The sequence below is a fragment of the Psychroserpens sp. AS72 genome, assembly GCF_038900375.1.
Lineage (GTDB): Bacteria > Bacteroidota > Bacteroidia > Flavobacteriales > Flavobacteriaceae > Psychroserpens.
The window spans coordinates 1-5,891 of sequence record NZ_JBBMRC010000021.1; the positions used below are offsets into that span (position 1 = coordinate 1).

Annotated in this window: 2 protein-coding genes and 1 pseudogene; 1 reads left to right on the forward strand and 2 read right to left on the reverse strand. The window is 32.6% G+C overall.

The window, feature by feature from the left end; genetic code table 11:
* Positions 1–471: 471 nt before the first annotated feature.
* Together WNY78_RS18690 and WNY78_RS18695 are read right to left on the reverse strand one after the other, a co-directional pair.
* Positions 472–699 (reverse strand): (4Fe-4S)-binding protein, encoded by a 228-nt coding sequence (locus WNY78_RS18690; RefSeq protein ID WP_342874746.1) that lies wholly within the window; start codon positions 697–699, stop codon positions 472–474.
* Between the two features lie 183 nt (positions 700–882).
* Positions 883–2,472, reverse strand: coding sequence for a peptide chain release factor 3 (locus WNY78_RS18695; RefSeq protein WP_342874747.1), 1,590 nt, complete (start codon positions 2,470–2,472; stop codon positions 883–885).
* Between the two features lie 509 nt (positions 2,473–2,981).
* On the opposite strand from WNY78_RS18695, the pseudogene WNY78_RS18700 reads away from it, so the two are divergent.
* Positions 2,982–5,891, forward strand: a pseudogene (locus WNY78_RS18700) (hypothetical protein); the annotation flags it as partial.

Here is a 5,891-nt window from a genome sequence, read left to right on the forward strand (position 1 = left end):
AAATGCTTGCTTTTGAAGTAATGTAGAGTTGCTCGAAATGTTTTTTTTGAGCAACCTCCAATTCCGTTAAATTTCGGACCAACAGGTCAGGCATAGTCATTTATCCAAAAAAAATGCTTGCTTTTGAAGTAATTTAGAGTTGCTCGAAATGTTTTTTTTGAGCAACCTCCAATTCCGTTAAATTTCGGGCCAACAGGTCAGGCATAAATAAAAAAAAGCCTATGTTTTAAAGTTTTAAAACATAGGCTTTTTTATTTATGGTCAATTTCTTTTTATAAATTATTATTTCATTAGATGAAATATATTACTATAAATATTTAAATAGTATAAACAAGTCTTCAAGACATAATAGAGAATTGACAATATAAATCTATAGTAAGAACTATCTTAGATGTCTTAAAATTCTATATTTTTCTAGAACAATAGAATTCAATATTAAAGGAAGCTAAAATTTTAATCAAAATCATCTTACTAAGCAACTTCTTGCTTGACATGAAATTGCAAAGCACCAGAAGGACATTTTTTTACTTGTTTGATTATTTTTTTTGTGGATGCACCTTCTAAATCAATCCAAGGAATTACAGATTGTCTAAATACATTAGAAAGTTCTTTGGCACATCGCTCAGCGTTAATACACTTACATGGGTCGTAGGTTACAGTAATATCATTATTACTGAAAACATTTGGGTTTGTTTTCATAGTAGATCAATTTTGGGGCTTTAATCTATTTTAAATTTAGACAACTATAACGTTATCAAAACTTTAATAACGTTTAAATGTATGAAAACATCGATAAAAAACAAATTTTATCGTGATTATTAGATGAATGGCATGAAATTTTATCAAAATGAATTGAATACGTTAGATGATAATCTTGGATTATTAATCAAATTCTGAAGTATTATGAAACTTAATACTCTTGTACTTTTGTTGCGTCATCTGTAATGAAAATGGTGAATCTGCTAAAAATACAAGTTGACCTCGCTTATCTTTAGCTAAAAAACGTTGTTTTACTCTTAAAAACTCTTTGTATTCCTCACTTTTTTTATTGTCTGTTTCAATCCAGCACGCTTTGTGAACATTAAGGTTTTCATAAATACACTTTGCTCCATATTCATGTTCTAAACGATATTGAATTACTTCATATTGTAAAGCGCCAACAGTACCAATTACTTTTCTGCCATTGAGTTCTAATGTAAATAATTGAGCAACACCTTCATCCATTAATTGATCGATGCCTTTATTTAATTGCTTAGATTTTAATGGATCTGCATTATTAATATATCTAAAATGTTCAGGAGAAAAGCTTGGTACACCTTTGTAATTCAGGATTTCTCCTTCAGTTAAAGTGTCACCAATTTTAAAATTCCCAGTGTCTTGTAATCCAACAATATCACCAGGATAAGAGATATCAACGATTTCTTTCTTTTCAGCAAAAAAAGCATTAGGGCTAGAAAATTTTAATTTCTTATTATGTCTTACGTGAAGATATTGTGTATTTCGTTTAAATTCACCTGACACTATTTTTATAAAAGCTAATCTGTTTCTATGATTAGGATCCATATTAGCATGTATCTTAAACACAAATCCAGTAAACTTATCTTCGTCAGGCTTAACCAATCGCTCTTCACTATGCTTTGGTCGAGGTTTTGGGGCAATCTCAACGAAACAGTCTAATAATTCACGCACTCCAAAATTATTTAAAGCAGATCCAAAAAATACGGGTTGTAATTCACCATTTAGATATTCATCTTTATCAAATTGAGGATAGATACCATCCACGAGTTCTATTTCATCTCTGAGCGTTTGAGCCGCTTTTTCGCCAACGAGTTTATCTAGTTCAGGTGACGTTAAGTCATTGATTTCGATAGTTTCTTCAATATCTTTTCTGCTATCACCACTAAAAAGATTAATATTCTTTTCCCAGATATTATAGATTCCTTTAAAATCATAACCCATACCAATAGGGAAACTTAATGGTACAACACGCAAACCAAGTTTTTGTTCAATTTCATCTAACAAATCAAATGCATCTTTACCTTCACGATCCATTTTATTAATAAAAACAATCATTGGGATATTACGCATTCTACAAACTTCAACAAGTTTTTCGGTTTGTTCCTCTACACCTTTCGCTACATCGATAACCACAATAACACTATCTACTGCAGTTAAAGTTCTAAATGTATCTTCAGCAAAATCCTTGTGACCAGGAGTATCTAGGATATTTATTTTTATGCCATTATATTCAAAAGCAAGGACTGATGTTGCTACAGAAATCCCACGCTGACGCTCAATTTCCATAAAATCACTGGTAGCTCCTTTTTTAATTTTATTACTCTTTACAGCTCCAGCTTCTTGGATGGCACCACCAAATAATAGTAATTTTTCAGTTAAAGTTGTCTTACCTGCATCAGGATGCGAAATAATGCCAAACGTACGGCGTCTATTGATTTCTTTTTTAAAACTCATAGTTATTTTAGTAGCTGCAAATATAATTATATTAAATTTTAAAAAACCAATGACATGATTATATCGTATGAATATTATATGTATTATTTATTAAGTGTGACTAGAAGTAAAAACCTGTGTCTATAATTTTGTAAGGTTATTACTATAAGTATTGTTTATGTATAATTTAATTACATTAAACGTTATTAAAAACAATTGATATAATAATATCTTTCTAATCTTAAAAAAAATGCTTAAATCCACCTTTTATCGATAATATTAGGCGTTTTGTCGACAAAATAAATGCAGTATTTTTAAGATAGATTAAAAAAATTAATATTATTTTTGAATGAGATTAATAGCATAGTCTAACTTACATGTTTTCAAATGGTAATCCTTTACTCACACTAATTTTAGTAATGAGTTTATGATTTTACATTTGATTATTTGTCTTGGATGAAAATGTTATTAATTTATATAATAGAATAATAAAATATATAGATATATAAACATTTTTACTTTAAGATAATATGAAAATCTTTACTCGATTCTCGTTTACAAACGTTTCATCAGCAGCAAGAGCATTAGTTCTCGTTGCTATTTTATTTTCTTGGAACAGTAATTCGCAAAATATTTTAACAAATCCTGGGCTTGATGTTTCAACTGCTACATGTAATGGTAGTGATGCATTAAGGGATCAGCAGCCAGATGGTTGGATAAAAACAAACACTCCAGATCGTTCAACTGATAATGAGCGTTCTTGGGATGGATTTTATGCTGCAAGTACACCATCTCCAAGTGGAGGTTGTTATTTTGGGTTTAGAGTGCTTTCAGCAAATCCAGAAGGAATTGGTCAAAATGTTACATTAGTAGCTGGAGAAACGTATAGATTTACTTTTGATTATTTAATTCAAACAAGACAAGATGGAACAACAACACCTTGTGTGCCTGAAATGGAAATTAGAATAGATGGTTCAACTATGGCTGTATTTCCACCGCCTCCTTCAGAGAATGTATGGGTTGAAACTACTACTACTTTTGTGGCTCCAACTTCAGGAACTTCTCTTTTTGAGTTTTTCTCACGTGGTACTTGTGGAAGAACATGGAATTTTGTAGATAACTTAGATTTAAGAATTTTAGGTCCATTGCCAATAATAGTCGCAGAAGACGATGATTTTAGTGGAACACCAATAGATTCAGCATCAGGAGGTACAACCGCAAGTGTATTTGGAGACAACGGAAATGGTACAGATACAGCAGATGGCGTAGCAGCAACCAATGGAAATATCGCAGATAATATTAGTATTTCAAATGATGGAGGTTTAGCAGGAGTTACTATCAACACTGATGGAACAATTGATGTTCCAGCAGGAACAACATCAGGAACTTATACTGTAGAATATACAATTTGTTTAGAAGTAGATCCAACAATTTGTACAACAGCAGATGTAACAATAGAGGTAGATCCAACGATTGTAGCAGAAGACGATGATTTCAGTGGAACATCAATAGATTCAACAGTAGGAGGTACAACCGCAAGTGTTTTTGGAGACAACGGCAATGGTACAGATACCGCAGATGGTGTAGCAGCAACCGATGGAAATATTGCAGACAATATCAGTATTACAAATGATGGAGGTTTAACAGGTGTTACCATCAATACGGATGGAACGATTAATGTTCCAGCAGGAACTACATCAGGAACATTTACCGTAGAATATACAATTTGTTTAGATACAGATCCTACAATTTGTACAACAGCAGATGTAACGATTGAAGTAGATCCAACAATTGTAGCACAATATGATGATTTCAGCGGAACACCATTTAACCCAGTTACTGGAGGTACAACAGGTTCTGTGTTTGATAATAATGGAAACGGAACAGATTTAGCAGATGATGTACCAGCAACCAATTCAAATATTTCAGATAACATATCGATTGCCGATGAAGATGGTCTGACGGGAGTTTTAATTAATTCTGATGGAACAATTGATATTCCTGGAGGAGCTTTACCAGGAACCTACAATATACAATATACAATCTGTTTAGAAGCAGACCCAACAATATGTGATACTGCTACAGTAATTATTGTTGTTAATGACTGTGCAGATTACCCAACTAATGATTGTGATGGTGATGGTGTTATTAATTCAGCTGATTTATGTGCAGGTTTTGATGATACTGCAGATGCAGATGGTGATTTAATTCCAGATGGTTGTGATGATGATGATGACAATGATGGTTTATTAGATATAGATGAACGTGGAGAAACATTTAATGGTCAGCCAGTTTGTGGAAGTCATACTACGTTTGATTTCAGTGCTATTCCTACCGAAGAAACTGGTGATGGTAATATTTCTACATTGCTTGAAGGTGAAGTGTTTAGATTTCCAAATGTGCAAATAGGTGTAGATGCATTAGTTACTTTAGTTGATTATGTAAATGCTGAAATTGATATTTTGGATGATAATTCTTCTAATGTAGAATACTTTAAACCAGGTACAAGATTTACAAGTTTAAATCCAGGAGAAGAAGGATATGTAGAAATTAATATTCAATTTGTTAATGCAGGAACGTCAACGTTGGCACCTCAAGCTACAGAAGTATTCATTAACTTGAATGATATTGATGGAAATCCAGATTTAAAAGAACGTGATAGGGTTCAAACACCTTTAAGTTATGTGTTAAACAACCCTACAGAAGTTACAATTTCAAATGAACCTAACTTCCTTTTAGTAACCTCCGGAAATGTAAATTATCCAGGTAGTTCTAATGCAAATCCAAATTTAAATGTATCCACAAGATACGAGAATTTTGATAGCTATACAATGAGATTGGGAGTAAAAGCAACTAACTCAATTGCGGATGTTGTTAGATACCACAGTATTGAATTTGATTGTGTTGCTAACTTTACTAACCCTGTAACTACAGATCCTGATACAGATAATGACGGAATTCCAGATTATTTAGATTCTGATAGTGATGGTGATGGTTGTCCAGATGCTTTAGAAGGTGATGGAGGTTATGTGGCATCAGATTTAGATGCAGATGACTCTTTAGGAGATGTTGTAGATGGAAACGGAGTTCCACAAGATGGATTGATGAATTCATTGCAACAAAATGATGTAAGTTCTACTGATCCATTAGTAAACGGTTGTGAAAATCCTAATATAGAAGCTGAAAAAACTGCTGCTATTACTGATAATGGTGATGGCGTACTTGGCGCAGGAGATACAATCAACTACACTATTACTGTAGAGAACACAGGAGATGTAGTATTGACTAATGTAGGTATTGTAGATACATTAACAGATCTTGACGGAAACGCATTAACCTTAACTTCAGGACCAATATTTAATGGTGCAGATCAAGGAAGTGTAGAAGGGATATTATTAGTTGATGAGATAGCAACATACTTAGCAACTTATGTGATCACA

Bases quoted from the DNA above. Each gene is read 5' to 3' on its own strand.
- WNY78_RS18690 (WP_342874746.1), bottom strand. From the start codon at position 699: ATGAAAACAAACCCAAATGTTTTCAGTAATAATGATATTACTGTAACC.
- WNY78_RS18695 (WP_342874747.1), bottom strand. From the start codon at position 2,472: ATGAGTTTTAAAAAAGAAATCAATAGACGCCGTACGTTTGGCATTATT.